The 18,735-nt window shown below is 69.3% G+C and carries 17 protein-coding genes, 1 pseudogene and 1 CRISPR repeat array; of the genes and pseudogenes, 6 read left to right on the top strand and 12 right to left on the bottom strand.

The genetic code is table 11. The features are described 5' to 3' along the window. The first annotated feature begins 236 nt into the window (after positions 1-236). The 4 genes and pseudogenes from ACIRO3_RS29815 (at position 237) to ACIRO3_RS29800 (ending at position 5,107) form a co-directional block, all read left to right on the top strand. Positions 237-740 carry a hypothetical protein gene (locus ACIRO3_RS29815; protein WP_404141885.1) on the top strand — a complete coding sequence of 168 codons (504 nt, stop codon included), beginning with the start codon at positions 237-239 and terminating at the stop codon, positions 738-740. A gap of 254 nt (positions 741-994) precedes the next feature. Beyond that, positions 995-3,253: pseudogene (locus ACIRO3_RS29810) on the top strand (molybdopterin oxidoreductase family protein); the annotation flags it as partial. After that, the gene (locus ACIRO3_RS29805; RefSeq protein ID WP_404141883.1) at positions 3,250-3,897 is read left to right on the top strand and encodes a GPR1/FUN34/YaaH family transporter; all 648 of its coding nucleotides are present in this window, start codon (positions 3,250-3,252) and stop codon (positions 3,895-3,897) included. The pseudogene ACIRO3_RS29810 and the gene ACIRO3_RS29805, both read left to right, overlap by 4 nt. Positions 3,898-4,081: 184 nt before the next feature. Further along, a complete protein-coding gene (locus ACIRO3_RS29800) occupies positions 4,082-5,107 on the top strand; it encodes a PHP domain-containing protein (protein WP_404141881.1) in 1,026 nt (341 codons plus the stop codon). Between the two features lie 70 nt (positions 5,108-5,177). On the opposite strand, the gene ACIRO3_RS29795 is transcribed toward ACIRO3_RS29800, so the two are convergent. Next, complete coding sequence (locus ACIRO3_RS29795; RefSeq protein ID WP_404141879.1) at positions 5,178-5,354, bottom strand: hypothetical protein; 177 nt, start codon at positions 5,352-5,354, stop codon at positions 5,178-5,180. Positions 5,355-5,374: 20 nt separating this feature from the next. On the opposite strand from ACIRO3_RS29795, the gene ACIRO3_RS29790 reads away from it, so the two are divergent. Then, on the top strand, positions 5,375-5,518 hold the full coding sequence (locus ACIRO3_RS29790; RefSeq protein ID WP_404141877.1) for a hypothetical protein: 144 nt from the start codon (positions 5,375-5,377) through the stop codon (positions 5,516-5,518). Between the two features lie 371 nt (positions 5,519-5,889). Here ACIRO3_RS29790 and ACIRO3_RS29785 read toward each other — a convergent pair whose 3' ends face one another. The 7 genes from ACIRO3_RS29785 to ACIRO3_RS29755 form a co-directional block, all read right to left on the bottom strand. Continuing rightward, positions 5,890-6,072, bottom strand: coding sequence for a hypothetical protein (locus tag ACIRO3_RS29785; RefSeq protein WP_404141876.1), 183 nt, complete (start codon positions 6,070-6,072; stop codon positions 5,890-5,892). Positions 6,073-6,197: 125 nt separating this feature from the next. After that, a complete protein-coding gene (locus ACIRO3_RS29780; protein WP_404141874.1) occupies positions 6,198-7,646 on the bottom strand; it encodes a hypothetical protein in 1,449 nt (482 codons plus the stop codon). A gap of 314 nt (positions 7,647-7,960) precedes the next feature. Continuing rightward, positions 7,961-8,596, bottom strand: coding sequence for a hypothetical protein (locus ACIRO3_RS29775; RefSeq protein WP_404141872.1), 636 nt, complete (start codon positions 8,594-8,596; stop codon positions 7,961-7,963). Positions 8,597-9,024: 428 nt separating this feature from the next. After that, positions 9,025-9,294, bottom strand: coding sequence for a hypothetical protein (locus ACIRO3_RS29770; protein ID WP_404141870.1), 270 nt, complete (start codon positions 9,292-9,294; stop codon positions 9,025-9,027). 19 nt (positions 9,295-9,313) lie between these two features. After that, the gene (locus ACIRO3_RS29765; protein ID WP_404141868.1) at positions 9,314-9,820 is read right to left on the bottom strand and encodes an ATP-binding protein; all 507 of its coding nucleotides are present in this window, start codon (positions 9,818-9,820) and stop codon (positions 9,314-9,316) included. Positions 9,821-10,035: 215 nt separating this feature from the next. After that, complete coding sequence (locus tag ACIRO3_RS29760; RefSeq protein WP_404141866.1) at positions 10,036-10,197, bottom strand: hypothetical protein; 162 nt, start codon at positions 10,195-10,197, stop codon at positions 10,036-10,038. Between the two features lie 97 nt (positions 10,198-10,294). Continuing rightward, positions 10,295-11,410 carry a methyltransferase domain-containing protein gene (locus ACIRO3_RS29755; RefSeq protein WP_404141864.1) on the bottom strand — a complete coding sequence of 372 codons (1,116 nt, stop codon included), beginning with the start codon at positions 11,408-11,410 and terminating at the stop codon, positions 10,295-10,297. Positions 11,411-11,769: 359 nt separating this feature from the next. On the opposite strand from ACIRO3_RS29755, the gene ACIRO3_RS29750 reads away from it, so the two are divergent. Further along, the gene (locus ACIRO3_RS29750) at positions 11,770-13,059 is read left to right on the top strand and encodes a multiprotein-bridging factor 1 family protein (RefSeq protein WP_404141863.1); all 1,290 of its coding nucleotides are present in this window, start codon (positions 11,770-11,772) and stop codon (positions 13,057-13,059) included. A 180-nt stretch (positions 13,060-13,239) separates the two neighbouring features. Further along, positions 13,240-13,818: direct repeats of the CRISPR family, unit length 28 nt; unit sequence CTGCTCCCCGCACGCGCGGGGATGACCC. 202 nt (positions 13,819-14,020) lie between these two features. On the opposite strand, the gene ACIRO3_RS29745 is transcribed toward ACIRO3_RS29750, so the two are convergent. The 4 genes from ACIRO3_RS29745 to ACIRO3_RS29730 form a co-directional block, all read right to left on the bottom strand. Then, complete coding sequence (locus ACIRO3_RS29745; RefSeq protein ID WP_404141861.1) at positions 14,021-14,224, bottom strand: hypothetical protein; 204 nt, start codon at positions 14,222-14,224, stop codon at positions 14,021-14,023. A gap of 141 nt (positions 14,225-14,365) precedes the next feature. Then, positions 14,366-14,686 (bottom strand): hypothetical protein, encoded by a 321-nt coding sequence (locus tag ACIRO3_RS29740; RefSeq protein ID WP_404141859.1) that lies wholly within the window; start codon positions 14,684-14,686, stop codon positions 14,366-14,368. Between the two features lie 1,993 nt (positions 14,687-16,679). Then, positions 16,680-17,681, bottom strand: coding sequence for a hypothetical protein (locus ACIRO3_RS29735; protein ID WP_404141857.1), 1,002 nt, complete (start codon positions 17,679-17,681; stop codon positions 16,680-16,682). A 57-nt stretch (positions 17,682-17,738) separates the two neighbouring features. Further along, positions 17,739-18,560 carry a S8 family serine peptidase gene (locus ACIRO3_RS29730; protein WP_404141856.1) on the bottom strand — a complete coding sequence of 274 codons (822 nt, stop codon included), beginning with the start codon at positions 18,558-18,560 and terminating at the stop codon, positions 17,739-17,741. Positions 18,561-18,735: the final 175 nt, after the last annotated feature.

Raw genomic sequence — 18,735 nt, 5'->3', positions numbered from 1 at the left:
TTCCCCCGATGCCCCCGGCAGGGCGAGGATCGAACGTCCCCCGTCTACGGCCGGAAGACCTGTTTCAGCACCGTGACGGTGTCCTCGCCTCGTAAAGGGGCAGGGACCCTGCGGAAAGAAGTGACTGCCTTGGAGGCGGCGCCCCGTACCGGCGGCCGACCACGTTCTGCGGGAGCCCGGTCGGGTGCCGACCCCGTTGCCACGCCGGTCCTCGAATTCACGACAGGAGGAGCGCTGTGACAGCGCACGAGAAAGCTCACCGCACGACGTACCGGCCCGATGGCCGCCGGTCCGTGTGGTTGCGGCTACTGCCGGGCGTCTCCCCGGAGCGACGCGGTTTCGTCCTCGCGTGGTGGGGATTCGCCCTTGCTTTCGGCGGGATGCGGCTGCTCACCTGGCTCATCCACATCGACTTGGCGGGGGTGGGTGACGTAGAGGCCGGCGGGGTGCACATCCACCACTACGTGTGGGGGATCATGTTGCTCGGTGGGGTCGGCGCGGCCGGATTGGTCCACCGCACGGCGCAGACACGCGCCTGGATGGGCCTCGCCTACGGAGTCGGCCTGGCCTTGATCCTCGACGAGGCAGCGGTGTTGATCAGCCTGGAAGACGTGTATTGGGACACCCTGGGAGGTGTCAGCATCGCGCTGTCCGTGACGGTGATCGCCGTCGTCGGAAGCATCCTCGCCTTCACGCGCGGCCGCAGGCCAAGCCGTCGCCCACGATGTGGACGCTCATGACGCAACTGTCGTCGCGCCTCTCCCCGCCTTCGCGGGCCAAGGCCTGCGCCAAGAAGCGGGGGTGCGGCACCGTGCCCGGCCCGCGGTACCGGAAGCCAGGCACGCGAGGACCATCTTTCCGGTGCGCCGCCGATGAAGAGGTGACGCTGTGCGTCCCGTGCGGGGTGCTCCAGCCAGAGCGCCGTGACGGTGTCAATGCCGCGGCGACGAGCGGTACGGCCCGCAGCTGATCCGGCGGGCCCTGGCCTGCCGTGGACGCGATGGAGCTGGCGGTACGGGACGGCCGGCTGGTCGGTGTCCGGGGCGTGGCCGGCGACCGGGTCAACCGGGGGCGGCTCGATCCCAAGGACCTCTACGGCTGGCAGGCGATCGCTTCGCCGGACCGTCTGACCCGGCCCCTGGTCAGGGAGGGCGGTGTCCTCCGGGAGACGGACTGGGACACCGCGATGGACCGCATCAGCGACCGTACGCGGGCGCTCCTGGACGGGCCGGGCCCCGAGTCGATCGGCTTCTACACCAGCGGCCAGCTGTTCCTGGAGGAGTACTACGCTTTGGCCGTCATCGCCCGCGGTGGACTGGGGACCAAGCACCTCGACGGAAACACCCGGCTGTGCACGGCGACCGCCGCCGAGGCGCTCAAGGAGTCGTTCGGATGCGACGGCCAGCCCGGCTCGTACGCGGACATCGACCACGCCGACACCATCGCCTTGTTCGGCCACAACATGGCCGAGACCCAGGGCGTTCTGTGGAGCCGGATCCTGGACCGCATCGCCGGGGCCGATCCGCCCGTCCTGCTCTGCGTCGATCCCCGGCCCGGGCCGGTCTCGGAAGCCTCCACGATCCACCTCCAGCCGAAACCCGGCACCAATCTCGCCCTCATGAACGGGATCCTGCACGAGGTGATCGCCGGCGACTGGATCGACGCCCCGTACATCGACGCGCACGTCGTCGGCTTCGACGAGCTCGCACGCCAGGTGGCCGGCTTCCCGGCAGAGGCCGCCGCCGCGGCCACTGGCGTACCCGCCGAGCAGATCCGGGCCGCCGCCCGCATGCTCGGCCAGGCCGACCGCCTGGTGTCCACGGTCCTGCAGGGTTTCTACCAGTCCCACCAGGCAACCGCGGCCGCCGTCCAGGTCAACAACCTGCACCTGATCCGCGGCATGCTCGGGCGGCCTGGATGCGGCGTGCTGCAGATGAACGGCCAGCCCACCGCCCAGAACACCCGCGAATGCGGCGCCGACGGAGACCTCCCCGGCTTCCGGAACTGGGCCAACCCCCGCCATGTCGAGGAACTCGCGAAGATCTGGAACGTCCCGCCCGACCGCATCCCGCACGACGGACCGCCCACGCACGCCATGCAGATGATCCGCCTCGCCGAAGAAGGCACCCTGCGCATGCTGTGGGTCTCCGGAACCAACCCCGCCGTGTCCCTGCCCGACCTGGAGCGCATCCGTACCGTGCTCGGTCAGGACCGGCTCTTCCTTGTCGTCCAGGATCTCTTCCCCACGGAGACCACCGAGTTCGCCGACGTGGTACTGCCCGCAGCCGGGTGGGGTGAGAAGACCGGCACCTTCACCAACGCCGACCGCACCGTGCACCTCTCGCTCAAGGCCGTCGATCCGCCCGGCAAGGCCCGCCCCGACCTCGACATCTTCCTCGACTTCGCCCGCCGCATGGATCTCCGGGACGCATCGAACGCCCCGCTGATCCCCTGGCGGGGTCCGGAGGAGGTCTTCGAGGCGTGGAAGGAATGCAGCCGCGGCCGCCCCTGCGACTACAGCGGCCTGAGCTACTCCCTGCTCCGCGAGCACGGCGGGATCCAGTGGCCCTGCACCGCCGAGCACCCCAACGGCACCGAACGCCTGTACACCCGCGGCGACTTCCGCAGCCGGCCCGAGGACTGCGAAACCTACGGCAAGGACCTCCTCACCGGAACGCCGCAAGACGAGGAGACGTACAGGTCCCTGAACCCGCACGGCAAGGCCGTCCTGCGCACCGCCCCGTACGTCCCGCCCCCCGAAGAGCCCGACGACGCGTATCCCCTGTGGCTCACCACGGGTCGCACCCTCTACCAGTTCCACACCCGCACCCGCACCGGCCGCGTCCCCCAACTTCGTTCGGCAGCGCCGGACATGTGGATCGAGGTCTCGGCAGCCGACGCGGCTGCCGCCGGCCTCGGAGAGGGCGACCTCGCCGAGGTGTCCACGCGACGGGGGTCCGTCCGCGCACGGGTGCGCGTCACCGGGATCCGCGAGGGCGTCCTCTTCCTGCCGTTCCACTACGGCTACTGGGACGCTCCGGACGGTGACGGCCACCACCGGGCCGCCAACGAACTCACCCCCACCACCTGGGACCCCGCCTCCAAGCAGCCCCTGTTCAAGACAGGCGCGGCCCGCCTCACCGCAGTGGCCCACCTCCCGGGAGCAGCACCGGCGCCTCTCCACACGGCTTCCGCGCCGACAGGCCGGCGCTCAGGGCCCCACCCGGACGCCGGGAGAGAAGGTCCTTCATGACGCCTCCCACGACGACTGCGAGCACCACGACGATGTTGCGGCCGTTCGCGACGCCAGTGCCCCTGGGCTTCCTGGGCCTCGCGGGCGGCGCTCTCGTCGTGTCCGCCCTCCAGCTCGGATGGATTCCGGCCCACGAACGGCATGCAGTGGCGCTGGTCATGCTCGCCTACGCGTTTCCGCTCCAGCTCATCGCCGCACTCCTGGGATTCCGCTGCCGGGACACGGCGTTCGGCACCGCCATGGGCGTCCTGGCCACGAGCTGGCTCGTCCAAAGCGCCATCCTCGCCGATGGCCCGCCCGCGGAAGTCCGCCACACCTTGGGGCTGTTCCTCCTCATCACCGCTGCCGCGTTGCTCGTCCCTCTCGCTGCGGCCGGTCGGGGCAAACTCGTGGCCTCAGCCGTCATCGGAATGGCAGCGGTACGCCTGTCCCTGGCGGGGATCCACCAGTTCACTCAGTCCGCAGCCTGGGAGGATGCGGCCGGCGCGACGGGACTCGCCCTCGGGGCCCTGGCGCTCTATGCCGCCGCGGCCTTCGCCCTGGAGGACACCCAGGGCCGGCCGGTGCTGCCGGTGGGCCGGTACGGATCCGGAGCCCGGGCCGTGGAGGAGGGAGCCGAGCCCGGCGTCCGTCCGCTGCTTTGACAGCGAAGCCTGACGGCCCCTCCCCCGGCCCGGCGACTGCAAGGGCGCCTTCCCTTACCCGGCGACGGTATTCCGACGTCGCCGCTCACCCCGGCACCCCATCGCCATCGCCATCGCCGCGGGGTTCTGGCCACGACTGGACCCCTGGGTGCGCGCTCCCCTACAGCAGGCCGACACTGAAGGCATGGATCCGAACGAAGCCCTGCGTCGGATCGCCTTCCTCCTCGAATGGCGCGGGACGTCCCCCTACCGCGTGCGGGCCTTCCACAGGGCGGCCGACGCCGTCCGCGACCTGCCACCGGGCCCGATGGAGGCCGCCCAGGCCGAACGCATGCGCGGCGTGGGACCGGTCACCGCCGAGGTGATCGCCCAGGCATCGGCCGGATCGGTACCGAACTATCTCGCCCGCCTCACAGCCGAAGCCGACCCGCACGCCCAAGCCGGCTGGGAGCTCGCGACTGCGAGCACCGGGGACTGCCACCTGCACTCCGACTGGTCGGACGGCGGCAGCCCGCTCGAGGACATGGCCGAAGCCGCCCGCGCGCTGGGCCACCAGTGGGCCGTCCTGACCGATCACTCGCCGCGGCTGACGATCGCCCACGGACTGAGCACCGAGCGCCTCGAAAGCCAACTGGAGTCCGTGGCCACCGTGAATGCCGGCCTGGGCTCAGATTTTCGGCTGCTGACCGGCATCGAGTGCGACATCCTCGACGACGGCTCACTCGACCAGGACGAAGACCTGCTCGGCCGACTCGACATCGTCGTGGCATCCGTCCATTCCAAGCTCCGCTCGGAACCGGAGCCGATGACCGCCCGTCTGCTGGCCGCCGTGGGCAACCCGCACGTCGACGTCCTGGGCCATTGCACGGGACGGATCATCACCGGCCGGGGGCGCCCGCAGTCCCGTTTCGACGCCGAGGCCGTGTTCGCCGCGTGCGCGGAGGCCGGCACCGCCGTGGAGATCAACTGCCGCCCCGAACGGCGCGACCCGCCGGACGACCTGCTCGTGCTGGCCGCCGACGCGGGCTGCCGCTTCGCCGTGGACACCGACGCCCACGCCCCCGAACAGCTCCACTGGCAGAGCACGGGTTACGCGCGCGCGGCCCGGATCGGCCTGGGAGCAGACCGACTGATCACCACCTGGCCCCTGGGTCGACTGCTGAGAAGCAGAAGTGGCAGCCCGCGTCGCCAACCTCCGAGTACGGGCTGACCGCTCCTGATTTTCGTCGCACGCGGCACACGCCCGCCCGGACGCTGTCGAGGGGCTGAAGCGCTGCCGGTCATCGGCCGCCGGCGCCGGGGGCGGCCTGGTTGCTGCGCCCCAGGGCGCTCAGCACGCCGGTGAGCGCCCCGGAGAGGAACGTGATGTCGTCGTCGGTGGAGGTCAGCGCCGGAGCGACCGACGACCACGCCCTCGCTCTGCGGGTGGCCCGCGCCGGTGAACGGGTAGAAGGCATGCGCCACCTGGGGCCAGGCCATGGACCACATGGACGGAGTCCACTCCGTCCGCACACGCAAGGCCGTCAAGTCGATGCGCACCGACCTCGCCCCCTTGCGAACCCGCGGCCTGCGATGCGCCGTCGACCTCGACGAGCGCGCGATCGAGTTCCTCGCGGCCTGACATCCCGGAGCGGCTTTCAGGAGGACCGACGACAGCCCGACCGGTCCCCGCAAGACTGCCCACCCGCCGGCCGCGGCCGACAAAGCGTCCCGGATCCAGGTGCGTCCTGTGCCGCGTCAGCGTGTCGGCACCGGTGTCCGGACGAGCAGGCTCGACTCGACTCGGCTCGCTCCTCGTCGGTCCACCCGGCCAAGAGCGTTCCGTCCTGGAGCGTTCCGTCCTGGAGCGTTCTGGCTACGCAGGCGAGAACGCGGAACGTATGTAGGCGGGTTTGGAGAACGTTCGTGACTTGGTGATGGCTGACATGTTGGCGAGTTCTGAGAACGCCCTTCAGCTCGTCGTTCGTCATGGGTGGCGCGGCCCGTCCTGCATCAAGAGCGGCGGCCGGGGCGGCGGCCGACGAGGACGGAGGCGGCGAGGAGGATAGCTGCAGGGGCGTAGGCCCAGCGGGCGGGTAGAGCGAGAGCGAGCACGAAGAAGGCGACACCTGCGGCGGCGAGGCCAGCCTTGACCAGGGCGGTGCGGGTGGCGGTCGGTCGGTCGTCGTCGGTCACCAAGGGGGTGCTCCTGCGGTGCTGGTGGGGGGATGGGGGTGCGGGCAAGGAGCCGGTGGGGGTGTTCGGTGTTTCGTGGCTCGCCGCCTCCGGGTCGGGGGCGGCGAGCCCACGTGTGGCCGGGTTCAGCGGCGGCCGATGACCTTGGCGAAGAGGCCCAGGGAAACGGTTCCGGTCTTCTGTGCGGCAGAGCCGACGGCACCCCAGCTGCCGATGGTCTGGCCGTAGTTGGCCGTGAGGGCCGTGCCGGTGGCGGCGGACTTTCCGTCGGTCATGTCGGCGCCGGTGGCCATTTCGGTGACGAGGGGGACCTGGGTGCTGAGGTTGACGGAACCCTGGAGGACCTTGCCGGTGATCTGCCCTGCCTTTTCGGACGCGCCGAGGACCTTGGCGCCTTTGGTGCCGATGTAGTTGAAGACCTTGGAGGCGTCGGAGGCCCCGGAGCCGGCGGTCTCGGCGAGGAAGGTGAGGCCGGCGCGTCGGACCGAGACGCTGGCCTTGGTGCCGAGCTTGGCGCCGACGCCGAAGGTCTTCGTGATGGCCTTTCCGGCCTTGAGGCTCTTGGCGACCGCTCCGACGCCCGGCAGGGCCGCGAAGACGTCGGCACCGAGGCCGGCGATGGTGGCGGCGTCCCAGTCGCCCTTGATCGCGGCATCGATGGTGTGGGCGCCCAGGGAGGCGATCGCGGTGACCACGGCGATGGGGCCGCAGAGCGGGGTGAGTACGGGGATGAGAGCCAGCACGCCGGCGACGGCGGAGACGATGCCGAGGATGTCCCCGAAGAGCCCCCAGAAGCCGCCGCTCTCCTCGGCGGCTGCCTTTCGGGCGGCTTCTGCCTTGAGCCACTCGAACTCGGCACCGCGGGTCTCGATGATCCGGGTGAACTCCCGGTCGGTGAGGAGACACTGCAGCTGGAATTCGGCCTGGATCGCGAGGGCTGTGTCGATCAGGTCGTAGAGCCGCTGGTCCTTGATGTACTCGCGGGGGTAACCGCAGTCCTTCAGACGCCAGTGAGCGCCCTCAAAGCTGCGGCCGCCCATCGCGAGGCTGGCGCTGGACCCGATGTTGCGGGCGATGTCCGGGTGGCGCCACGACATCACTCCCTGGACGCTGTCTTGGTCAAACTCATAGACGAGCCACTCGAAGTGGGCGGCAATCTCTTCCCCGGTCATGGGTTTCTTCTGCTTCTCCCTCTCGACCGCCTCCTTCGTAAGACGGGGCAGGGCCTTGACGAAGTCGGACGCCTGCTGCACCACCTTCTCGTCGGAGTCCAGGTACCTCGTGAACTCGATGTTCAGGCGGCGGAACGCGGCGGTGATCTGGTTCTCCTGGGCGACGAACATGCGCAGGAGCTGGTCGATCCGGTAACGCTCGACGTCGGTGAGGGCTTTGGGATCCCAGCCCCAGATCTTCAGAGCCTCCTGCGCGTTGCAGGTGTACATGTTCAGCTCGGAGTGCACGGCGCCGATGATCTTGTCGTGCCCTGGCTCGAAGCCACGGATCCAGTACTCGCCCCGGTACTCGTCCCGGTACTCCAGGCACGCTCCGAATACGGGTGCATATTGGATCTTCATCATGTTCTCCGTGAGTCGTCGTCCGGCCCGGACCGGGCCGGGGAATCGGTCTTTGCGGGCAGGGATGCGTCAGGGGCGTCCGCTCCTGCGGGACCTTGCGGGAAGGCGCCCGTACCCCCTGCGGTCGCCGCGGCGGGTATCAAGGCGAAGGCATGCCCATTGCCGGCCGATGAGGCGGGTGAATGTGGCCGGGAGGGGCGGTGCCGCTCATCCTGGCGGCGGTTCCCAGGGAGCCCTGGCGGTCGATGGAGCCGGAGCAGCTGTCGGTGCAGGAGGGTTCGCAGGCCATCCGCACGCCCCGTTCCAGCGTGCTCTCAGGCCGCGGTCGCGCCGGTCTCGGGGAAGGTGATGGTGCGGCAGACCTCGGCAAGGATCTCGACGCAGGATTCCCAGTGGTCGAGGTTCTCCGTGGCGATCGCGAAATCCGCCATGGCCAGCCGGCCCGGGATCGGGACGAAGGTATGGAGCTGGCGGACGATGGTGGGGCCGCCGCCGTCGTTGAGGAGGTTGACCGGCTTCTCCACCTTGCGTTCCTCGGTCAGCAGGACAGCCGGGCCGGTCTCCAGCATGACGACGCCGACCTCGGCGTCGGGATAGATGGCGCCCATCGTGCGGGCCAGCCGGTGCACCGTCTGCTCGTTCGACAACTCCGCCGGCCGGGCGGTCACCGTCAGGATTACCGAGGACAGCTTCTCGTCGGGCTTGTCCTTCGTCGGCCCGTACAAGAGCGTCCCGGCGTAGACGGCCCCCGCGGCGGACAGCAGTTCGTACATGGTCTGCTGGGCCAGGACCGCGTGGGCCATCTCGGCGTCGGACGGCTTGGGATCGACCATGTTCAGCCGCTCGATTAGCTTGTTCGTGTTCGCCTCCGCCGACAGCTTGAAGTCGATGTCGGTGAACGCGGTCGGGACCTCGAAGCCGATCGGCAGGTCGATGCTGACATCGGGCACGGCAAAACCCCCTACACGGGTTGCGGATGCGGAATCACCCCATGATCGACATCACCCGAAACGCACCGCAAGGAGGCCTTTCGCACCAGAACACATGCTGGCCTGAAGTATCCACCCATGTTTCCGGTATGTGCAGAAAATGGATGAATTGCGTCCACAGTGACGTCTGAAGACCGACCGGTTCGCGTGTCACCCACATGAGCAATCACCCTGATCCACGCGCACAGGTGCCAACCGGCCCGCGAAGCCCGAGGGGCCCTACCTGGTCTGTCAGGCAGGACGGTGCGCAGCGTGCTTGCAGCCTCGGCTGGGCGCAGCACGCCCACTCTTCCGAACAACCACCCAGGCGTTTCCAAATCTCAGCGACATCATTTCCTTGTGGAACAGGGTGTTCTCGCCGCTGAGCAACACACGTTTTCGAAACCGGCCTACAAAGCCAGCGTTCCGTCCTGGGGCGTTCCGTCCTGGGGCGTTCCGTCCTGGGGCGTTCCGTCCTGGAGCGCGAAGGCCGCAACGAGAGCGTCCTCGCGCCACAGATCTACCGGCCGCATGGGGATGTCGGGCCTCGGGAGTCGGATCAGGTCTATGAGGTCGGCCCCTTCGCCGCTGCGGACGTACCCGGGAGCGAGCTGCTCGTCCATCCGGGCGTGGAACAGGTTGTCCAGTTCCTTGGCCTGGGCGACGGGGAGAAGCGTCATGGCATACGTGGGGTGCGCCTCATGAGAGTCGGTGGCTACGCAGATGGGGGATCGAGCACCAGGCCGTCCGGGTCTCGGGATTGAAGCCGGAGCTTCCGCCGAGTTCGTCCACCAGCAGCTGCACCATCAGGAGGCCGCGGCCTCCCTCCGCGTCCGGACCGGGGTCACGCGGGTGCGGCCGGCCCGTACCGGAGTCCTGCACCAGCAGACGGGCCTCCGCGCGGGTCACGAGCAGAGACAGCGTGATCGCACCGCCGGCGTGTTCGATCGCATTGGTGACCAGCTCGCTGACGATCTGCTCCGCCACCTCTACCAAGGCATGGAGGCCCACATGACGGAGGCGGGCGGCGACGATCGTCCGCATGTGGCCGACCCGGCGGGCATCCACGGCCGACACCGGGCCGCCGCCCCCGGCAACGCGCTCGACTTCGAAGGCGCACTGCATCAGGCCGTCCGTAGGGCGGATACGGCCCGCAGGCGGCTCCGATGCCGATGCGGCCTGGTGCGGGGTGATCGTCTGCGTCATGGTCCACACCTGTCCGAGTAGGCGGTGTACGAGGGGACTGGGCTCGCCGCCCGTATCCCGCCTGCTCTGACAGGGCGAGGGAAGACGCAGCAGCGCGCCAAAGCCTGGGTACGGGCAGTCCACCGACAAGAAACCCGACGTCGGCAAGTTCTCCCGCAGGTTCGATGCCCTGCGAGCAGCGGCTCTCGATCCATCCGAGACGCCGAACAGTCTTCTTACAGCAGCGGCGCCGAGGGGAACTGCGTGACGACGGCCATCCTCGGAAGGCGCATGGCGTCCGAGACTCGAAGCTCGCCTTCGAGGAGGAGGAGGGTGTGTTGCTCGTCCAGGCCCGTGCCTGGGCCGACTTTCTCGGCCTGGTCCGAGGCTGAACTCATCCGATCCCAGGGGTGTTCCTCCTCGCGCAACCGTGATGGAGGAACACCCCCGCGACATCCCTCCGCCTCGGCTTGCGGACAGCGACGCAGGCCCCGGTCAGAGTCGGTACGGTTCTGCCTCGGCGCTGCCGCTCCACACGAACTGGCGATCCGGCGTCACGGTCATCCCGAAGTCCCACAGGCGCGGGCTCCCGCGCTCCTCCCAGAGCCGTCGTCCCTCTTCGACCTCCGCCAGAAGGTGGCGGGGTCCCCCTTCCTGCGCGGCGGTCGCGCCCGAGCTGTCGGTGACGGCCGTGGCCCACGAGCTGAGGCCGTCGTGCAGCCGGACGGTGAAGCCCTGCTCGGTGTCCATGCTGGTGATGCGAATGTCGGGATGGGAGACGCGCAGGGCGAACAGCAGATCCGTGTCGGCGAGCGGGCGGAGATCCTGCTGCACGGGGACCTCGCGGACGGGCGCCGGGTCGGCGCCGCGGATGGTGTGATGCTCGCGGCCCTGGTCGGTTCCCCGGCTGGGCATGAACATTCCCAGGCCCTGCATCCAGCCAGTGGCTGACTTCCCGTCGTCCGCGACGGTGAGCGCGACGTGCCCGAGCCGGCCCCAGGGGACGACCAGGCGGCCACCGGGTCTGGTCTGTTCGATCCACGCCCATGGAATGTCGTCCACGGCATAGGTGGCGATCACCCGGTCGAACGGGGCTCCGGCCGGCCATCCGTCGTTGCCGTCGCCGGTGTGCACGGCCACGTCGAGACCGGAGGCATCGAGGCGCTCGCGAGCGGCGGTGGTCAACGTCCCGTCGACCTCCACGGTGGTGACCAGCCCCCCGCCGGCGCGGGCGGCGAGGAGGCCGGCGTTCCAGCCCGCACCCGCGCCCGCTTCCAGGACGCGGTGTCCGGGCTCCAGGATCAGGGAATCGAGCATGTCGGCGACGACGGAGACGCAGGACAGGCTCGAGCTGGGCAGGCCGTCCACGATCTGCGTGATCGTCGAGTCGTAGGGGTCGGCGTAGACGAGGTCGGCCCAGCGCTCAGGGTCAACGGCGCGGTCGACGGGTACGTACGCCTCGCCGTCCCACGTCCACAGCCGCTCGGGCGCGAACGCGTGGCGAGGGACGGTTTCCAGGATGACGCGGCGGACCCACGGGGAGTCCGCCGGCCACAAGCCCTGGGTATCCATGGCTTCCGTCAGCGCGAGCCGACGGTCATCGAGGTACATGTCGACGCGCTACTTCCTGCGAGTGCCGGACGGCGGAGGAGACTTCGGGACCTGTCCGTCACTGTTTCCCGGCGGCGGCTTGCCCGTGCTGGGATCGGGGCTCGGCTTGTTGTGCGTACCCACGGCGCGCTCCTTCGAGGATCGGTCGTACACGCAGTTGCGATAGCGGTTGCCTTCCAGGCCTTCCGCTCCTGCGGCCGGCACCACTAGACCACCGCGGGACCGGCCGAGGTGAGCCATTTTCAGCCCCTGCACGCCACGTGCAGATCCTGCAATCGCCCAGCCTTGCGGGCCTTCGAGCCGCTACCGTAGGTGGGCTCATCTGCCGATGAGTCCCGTGTTCCCGCCCAGGGGGCCTGATGAGTACGGACCTCAACCGGAGCACCGGCACGATCAGGTCCCTGCCCCGGGGACAGAACGCCGGCAGCCTCATTCGCGCAGGACGGCAGGCCCTCGGCTTGCGCCAGGCCGACCTCGGCGTCCGCCTGCGCTGCTCGGCATCGACCATCTCCCGCCTCGAATCCGGCCGTCTCACCGACCTCGCCCTGCTGCGCCGCGCGGCGGGCGAAGTGGGCGTTCCCGTCGATCTGCTGGCGGCCTCCTTGGGCTTAAGGGCCCAGCTGAGCCCTACAGTTGCTGCTGATCCGCTGCCTGCACAGGAGGACCCGATGCGCCGCCGCACCGTCATCGCCGCCGTCGGCCTCGCCGCGCCCCTCAGCCTCGTGGGCGGCTTGGAAACGGCCCTGGCCATCACCCCGGACCCCACCGGATCCCCGCTTCCGCTCGACGCCCGCCTCGCATCCGCACGCGGCCTCTTCGACGCGGGCCGCCACCACGAACTTCTGGCCACCCTGCCCGGGCTCCTGGGAGACGCCCACCACGCCGCGGCCCGGCGCCGGGACCTCGACTACGCCCGGCTCTCCACCGCGTACACCCTTGCGGCGACCGTCCTCAACAAGCTCGGGGAGTACCGGCAATCCAGGCTGACCGCGGACCGGGCCGCGACCTACGCCGAAGTCTCCGGCTCCCCGCTCGCGGCCGCGGCAGCGGCACGCGAACTCGCCGCGGTCCTGCGTCACCAGGGTCAGGAGACAGCGGCGCAGCGCCACATCCAAGCCGCCGTCGCCCGCGTCGAGGCCACCGGCCTGACCACCGCCGCGCAGGCCTCCGCCTACGCACAGATGCTCGCCTCCACCGCGTACACGGCGGCCATCGCCGACGATCGCGATCAGGCCCTCGCCATGATCCGCGAAGCCGCACGCGCCGCTCGCGACCTGCCCGACCAAGCCCCGGCCGGCCGTTTGTTCCCCGTCACGCCGGCCACCATCGACCTGTACGCCGTCGGCGTGCACTGGGCGCTCGGCGACGCGGGAACCGCCCTCGAAGCAGGTCGCAGGCTTCACCCGGACCAGTTCCCCACGGCCGAACGCAAGGGCCGGATGCACACCGACCTCGGCCGTGTCTGGTGGCAACGAGGAAAGCCCGAACAGGCGGCCACCGAGTTCCTCAAGGCCGCCCGGGTCTCCCGCTCGGAAATCCGCGACCGGCCCCAGATCCGCCAGGTCATCACCGAACTGCACAGCCGTCACCCGCGCACCGTCGGCGTGAAGGACCTGTTCGCCCTCGCTACGGGGCAGCTCCCGGCCTGATCGCTCCCACCGTCAGCAATCACCGTCGTAGACGAGTTCGGTGTGGGTGTGGGTGACCGGCGACGAGCTCCCGCTCGCCGGTTGACGCCCACCCGCTCGCGCCGTACGCCCGGAATGCCGGATTCCATGGAAGTGCTTCAAAACTACGCCCGAGCCAGATATCGTCCCAGCTCAGGAAGCCTGCTCCCCGCACGCGCGGGGATGACCCCGAGGAACCGTGGGTCACCTGCTCTGCCCTGGCCTGCTCCCCGCACGCGCGGGGATGACCCCCCTCGGGCCTCGTCGGCCTGTTGGGCGGCCAGCTGCTCCCCGCACGCGCGGGGATGACCCCATGATGCCCTCGGGGCACGGCAGCGTGCGGTCCTGCTCCCCGCACGCGCGGGGATGACCCCCCCTCCGTCAAGATCCGCATCACGGACCTGGACTGCTCCCCGCACGCGCGGGGATGACCCTGCGGGGCTCAGCCGATTGCGATCGTCAGTTGCCTGCTCCCCGCACGCGCGGGGATGACCCAACTCTCGCAAGCTGGGGCTGAGCCTGGACGTGCTGCTCCCCGCACGCGCGGGGATGACCCCGTGCTGCTCCTCCCGTTGGAGGCCTGGCTTCTCTGCTCCCCGCACGCGCGGGGATGACCCCCACCCATCCGTGCTGGCGGCCGTGGACGAATGCTGCTCCCCGCACGCGCAGGGATGACCGCACCGAGCGGCCCACGGCCGGCACCGACACCACCTGTCTCCCCGCACGCGTGGGGATGACCCCGAGCTTGAGTACGCGACCCTCTACGCGGCGCCCTACTCCCGGGCCTGGCTCGTGTCCAGCCAGATCTGAGACGTGCTCAGGGCCTGCTCCCCGCAAGGATGAACCCAGGTGCACCATGCACCGGAGGCCGGCACCCTCTTCTCGGGGGTGACCACCTGGTTCCCGCACCTGCGCGGATGGAGCCCCCGCCGCCCGCCCCGTTTCAACGTCCCCGGCCGGAGAACACCGCCCAGCGGTTCAGTACGGCAGCGCGCTGTTCGCAGCCGGCGCAGGGGCGTAGGCCGGCGCGATAGGTGACCATCTTGACCACGTCACCCAGACCGACCTCGGCGTCGATGAAACCGGGAAGTCGAACACGCATCGGCCTGCGCGCCGCGTCACGTCTACCGGATTCGTGATCAGCCATGTGCACCCACCTCCGGTGAAACCCCTGGAACTCCTGGCAGTCCATGAATCGGACCGTGAGTCGGACGCCGAACCCCTGGCGGAACTCGAGTCTTGGACCCCGTCAGGGCCAAGGGCTCGGCGCCTTGCCCTCGACTACGGATCAGGTCGTGACATCGTAGTAGATGTCATACGACGATCCGTCGCCGGTCAGGGATTCCGCGTGCTCTCCCGTTCCGGCCTGACTCTTGTGGACCCAGAAAGCTCCGATGAGGTCGTCGGGGTTGGTCGAGTCGTAGTCCCGCACGACAATCTTCGCCTTGTCCTCGAAGTTTCGCGTTACGCCGATTTCCTCCGAGTCGTTGTCGTCGAACTCGTGGATTCCGTAGACCTTTACGCCATCCACGTTGATGTAGACGTCATCAGCACCGGGGCCCGATGTCGTGGAGTGGCATTGCAGGGTGTTGAGAGTGACCGTGGTCATTTCATGCACCTTCCCTCTGTGTCGAGACCAGGTTCAAACGCAGCGGATTTCTCCTGAAGAGGGATCGAATTCCGCCCTTTGCCCCTGCGCGCAGCACTTGCCCTTGTCGCAGTGCTTACCCGGGGGGCAGTCCACGTTGTATTTGCAGCAGTCGCCGAGCCGGCAACAGGCCTCGCCCAGACAGAGATGGCCGGGCGGACAGCACTGTTCCTGGACGTACGGTTCGGGGTCGGAGTCCGGGCCAGGCGGGGGCCATATGCGCACTTTGCACGCCACCTGGCCCTGTTCGCAGCAGCCCATCGTTGTCGTGTACCGCTCCTGTGGGCAGCATGTGCCGCCCGGAGTGCACAGCTCGCCCTCACAGCATCGGCCGCCGGCGCATGAAGGGCCTGGCTTGCAGCACTTACCGCCGATGCACTGCTCCTGCGGTGAGCAGCAGCCCGCGCCGCAGAGGCGGGTCTGGGGGCACAGCCCGTGTTCTGTGCAGACGGCCCCGTGGCCCGGTGTGTAGCACTCTCCGCCGCAGCATTCCTGGCCGGGGGAACAGCACGTGCCGCGGCAGCATTTCTCTCCGGGCCGGCAGCACTGTCCCGAACAGCATTCGTCCTCGGGTGCACAGCAGCCGATGATCTGACGCAAGGAGGGGTGCTCGTAGCCCAGGCAGCAGGATCTGCCGAAGGGACAGCAGCGGCGTTGCGGGCCGAAAACGCAGAGTTCTCCCACGCAAGCCGGAGGGCCGAAGCACGCCTGCCTGCAAAACTTCTTGCACTCGTAGCTGTCCCACCCCTCCAGTCGGCAGCTCCAGAGACAGTCCGTATAGCAGCTGTCGGCCAAGGCGACGTTCGGGCCGGAGTGCTGCCGACCGGGGGCTGAGCGGTACGTGTGGCTCGTCCGGTACAGCGAGGAAGCGGCTGTGGGGGTGGGGGCCGGCATCGTCACCTTCCTCCTTCCTGCCGGTTACCGGTCAGCAGGTCGTACGGAGACGTTTCCTCCGTAAGGCTTCAGGAACAGCGAAGTGATCCCGTGGTGGGGTCGAATTGCGCTTGCTGCCCCGGTGCGCAGCACTTGCCCTTGTCGCAGTGCTTTCCCGGGGGGCACGGCGTGTTGTCCGCGCAGCACTCGCCGGGCGGGCAGCAGGCTCCTTCCGCACACGTAAAGCCTGGCGGGCAGCATTGTTCTTGGATGTACGGTGCGGGGTCGGAGTCCGGTCCGGGCGGGGGCCACACCTTCACCTTGCATGCGACTTGCCCCGGCCGGCAGCAGCCCAGTGTCGCCGTGTACCGCTCCTGAGGACAGCACGTACCGTTCCCCGTGCACTGTTCGCCCTCGCAGCACCGCCCGCCCACGGCACCGGGGCACGGAGGACCCGGCCTGCAGCACGTGCCGTTCTTGCACACTTCCCCCGGGTAGCAGCATCCCGCGCCGCACAGGCGATCTTGAGGACAGACGCCCTCGCCCGTGCACACCACCCCTTGGCCCGGTGTGTAGCAGACCCCGTCGCAGCACTCCTCGCCGGGAGCACAACATTTCGGCGGCGGCCAGGTCTTGTTGCCGCAACACGGTCGCCCCTCGGCGCAGCACCCGCCGTTACAGCTTGTTTGCCCGGGCGCACAGCAGCCGATGAGCTGCCGTCCCGACGGGTACTCGTAGCCGAAGGAACAGGAACTTCCGTAGGGGCAGCAGTGGCGTTGCGGGCCGAAGAGGCACAGCTCTCCATGGCACGGCGGAGGATGCCCGGGTGCGCACTCGATCTGGCAGAACTGTGCGCATTCGTGGCTCTCCATCTCGGGGCCACAGTCACTCACGCATTCGTCGTAGCAGGTCCCGGCCAGTACGACGGTGCTCAGGCCCGATCCGACGGTGCCCGGGCCCGATCGCACCGCTGGGGCCGATCGCACCCTTGGGGCCGACCGGTACACGCCTCTCGTGCGGTACAGCGAGGCGTCCGCCGTGGCGGTTGGGGCTGTCATGCCACCGACCTCCCTCCGGCCGGTTACCGGTCGTAGTACGGAGACAGCTTGGTCACGAGGAAGGGAAAGACTTCCGTCACGTCGACACGGATGAAGTACTTCTCCGTCACGTCGGTCGTCCGATGGGTGTAGGAGAACACCACGTCTTGGATGTTTCTGCTGCCGCTGAGGCGTGATGGCCGTGTCTCGATGGCCGTGAGCGAAAGCCCCGACGCGAAGGCGTGAGCGGTATTCGCGTAGATCTGTGCGTACCGCACCGCGCAGTAGTTGAGGGCGCGATGCTCGTCGGACGAGCCGGCGTTGTCGGCGATCTGTCTCACCCGGTCGAAGAGCTCCCGCGAGGCCGAGCGGAACGGTTCCTCGTCGACGTCGTCGGGTTTGGGCAGACCCGCCACGAGCGAGTCCGTGTCGAAGGCGTAGACCTGATCGAACGCCACCACGGGCAGCATGAGTCCGTTGCACAGGTCGGGCGGGGCGACGGGGCCCCGTAGCCCGATCACCACGTGGAGGTCACTCGCCCGGGGTGACATGCCGACCGCGTCCACGAGCAGGTCGTAGTCCGCGGGGTCACGTGGGCGCAGGACGTACGCGTCGATTCCCTCGATCGTCAGCACGTAGCACAGGTGCCTGGCGAGATAGCGGCTCTGGGGATCCGACAGGACGGCGTGCATGGTCTGCCTGTCCGTCAGGTTGGTCGTCTCGGCCCGGCCGGTCGCCTGCGCGAGCTCCTTCTCGACCCCGAGGCTGGGTATGCGGGGTTCGAGCCGTCCCAAGGCGTACACGAACGGCGAGTACGTCTCGAACGGGCGCACGTCGGCGGGTGCGGGGCCGGTCCCACCGCAGCCACCACCGCACCCGCAGGCCGACTTTCCGTGGGGCTGCGGGGCATCGTTCACGGCCGAGGACGCGAGGTACACCCCGGGAGCGGCCGGCTCCCCGGAGGCGTCGCCTCGCCTCGCACTCCCGGCCGACGAATCGGTGACGACGGGGGCTGATTCGCCCGCGGATGCCGTGGTTCCGTCCATGAGCTCCAGGCTCCTTCCTTTGCCGAGTCAGCGTCCTGTCGCGAGCCCTTTGCCGAGTCAGCGTCGTGTAGCGAGCAACGACTCGAGTGCACGCCAGGCGTCCAGCCGGGGTGGCACGACCGATGTGCGGCGTGACGAGCCCCCTTTCAACGCGTCGATCAGTTCCTCGGGCGCGGCCTTCGGGAGCTCGGACCAGATGAGGGCCGTGACCCCGGTGACGACGGCGGCCGCCGCGCTGGTACCGCCGAACGGCAGGACCTGTCCGCGCCGGCCCAGGCTCACCATCCCGTCCGTCACGACGCCGATCCCCCGTTGACCGATGGACCGCCCGACGTTGCTCATCCGGCCCGGCCGACCCTGCCGCGTATAGGTCACCACGGGCACGACCGACCGGTGGCGCGTGACGACCGTCCCGTCGACCGCACCCTCGTTGCCGGCTGCCGCCACCACGACCACCCCGCGAGCAGCCACGTAGTCGAGGGCGTCCTGCACAGCGCGGTGTCCGTCCGCGGTAGCCGTTGCGAGCGAAAGACTCATGTTCAGGATGCGTACGCCGGCGTCCGCGAGCTCCACCAACGCGTCGGCCAGCTCTGACCACGTGGCGGCGCCGGCGGAACGCGCGGCAGGAGAACGGAAGACGGAACGGGTGACCAGGGTGACGCCCGGACAGATGCCCAAGGCACCCGAGCTGCGCTCGGCCACCAGTACGCCTGCGGCGGAGGTGGCGTGCACGGCCGCTACGTCATCCGCGGCGGCATCCGCCACATCCCGCGGGCAGAACCACTCGATCCTCGCCCGGGAAAGCCCTGGATGGCCGACCATGACCGGCCCGTCCACGAGCCCTACCCGCAGACCGGCCGCCCCGGTGCTTCTGGCCATGAGGTCAGCGAGCGAATCCAGGGAAAGAGGAAGTCTTGGAGGCATCAGCATCTGCGATCACGGCCCCACGACCACGCCCCCTGCGTACTTTCAGATTACCTCGCGCCGGCGACGCCGGCGCGCCCAGCCGCTACTCTCCGGGCCTCCGGCCGGGCCTGGGTGGGGGCCGCCAACG

The organism is Streptomyces sp. NPDC102278, from assembly GCF_044766345.1.
In the GTDB taxonomy this organism is placed as follows: Bacteria; Actinomycetota; Actinomycetes; order Streptomycetales; family Streptomycetaceae; genus Streptomyces.
This window is presented reverse-complemented; position numbering and strand designations above follow the sequence as displayed.